This window comes from Streptomyces sp. NPDC047130 (genome assembly GCF_040643475.1).
In the GTDB taxonomy this organism is placed as follows: Bacteria; Actinomycetota; Actinomycetes; order Streptomycetales; family Streptomycetaceae; genus Streptomyces.
The window spans coordinates 1-1,013 of record NZ_JBEYUK010000073.1 but is presented as its reverse complement, the minus strand read 5'-3'; the positions used below and the strand labels follow the sequence as shown (position 1 = coordinate 1,013).

The 1,013-nt window shown below is 68.3% G+C and carries 1 protein-coding gene and 1 pseudogene; both read left to right on the top strand.

The annotated features are described in order from the left end of the window. A pseudogene (locus ABZ836_RS30480) lies at positions 1-660 on the top strand (alpha-1,4-glucan--maltose-1-phosphate maltosyltransferase); the annotation flags it as partial. Continuing rightward, a partial coding sequence (locus tag ABZ836_RS30475; RefSeq protein WP_361147628.1) for an alpha-amylase family glycosyl hydrolase occupies positions 657-1,013 on the top strand: 357 nt, incomplete at its 3' end. The pseudogene ABZ836_RS30480 and the gene ABZ836_RS30475, both read left to right, overlap by 4 nt.

The window sequence follows — 1,013 nt, the reverse complement described above, 5'->3', positions numbered from 1 at the left end:
CTCAGCGGGGAGACGGCGCACTACCTGCGGCCCAACCTCTTCGTGAACACCCCGGACATCCTGCACGCCTACCTGCAGCGCGGCGGCCGTCCGGCGTTCGAGGTCCGCGCGGTGCTGGCCGCCACCCTCTCCCCCACCTGGGGCCTCTACGCCGGCTTCGAGCTGTGCGAGAACACCCCGGTCCGCGAGGGCAGCGAGGAGTACCTGGACTCGGAGAAGTACCAGCTCCGCCCCCGTGACTGGGAGGCCGCCGAACGCGAGGGCCGCACCATCGCCCCGCTGATCACCCGGCTCAACGAGATCCGCCGCTCCAGCCCCGCCCTGCGCCGCCTGCGCAACCTGCGGTTCCACCACGCCGACAAGGACGAGGTCATCGTCTACTCCAAGCGGCACGGCTCGAACACGGTTCTGGTGGTGGCCAACCTGGACCCGCACCACACCCAGGAGGCCACGGTGTCGTTGGACATGCCGCAACTCGGCCTGAACTGGCACGAGTCGGTACCGGTGCGCGACGAGCTCACCGGTGAGACCTATCACTGGGGCAGGGCCAACTACGTACGTCTGGCGCCCGGGGGAGCACATGTGCTGACCGTGGGCGCCTTCGGCGACGACGCCCTGCGACCGTCCTCACCGCAGATCGGAGGGTCACCCGCCATATGATCGTCAACGAGCCCGTACCGGACAAGTTCGAGGACACCCCCGCCCGGGACCGGGACCCGGACTGGTTCAAACGCGCCGTCTTCTACGAGGTGCTGGTCCGCTCCTTCCAGGACTCCAACGGCGACGGCGTCGGAGATCTCAAGGGCATCACCGCCAAGCTGGACTACCTGCAGTGGCTCGGCGTCGACTGTCTCTGGCTCCCGCCGTTCTTCAAGTCGCCCTTGCGCGACGGCGGGTACGACGTCTCCGACTACACCTCCGTGCTGCCCGAGTTCGGCGACCTGGCCGACTTCGTGGAGTTCGTCGACGCCGCGCACCAGCGCGGCATGCGCGTGATCATCGACTTCGTCATG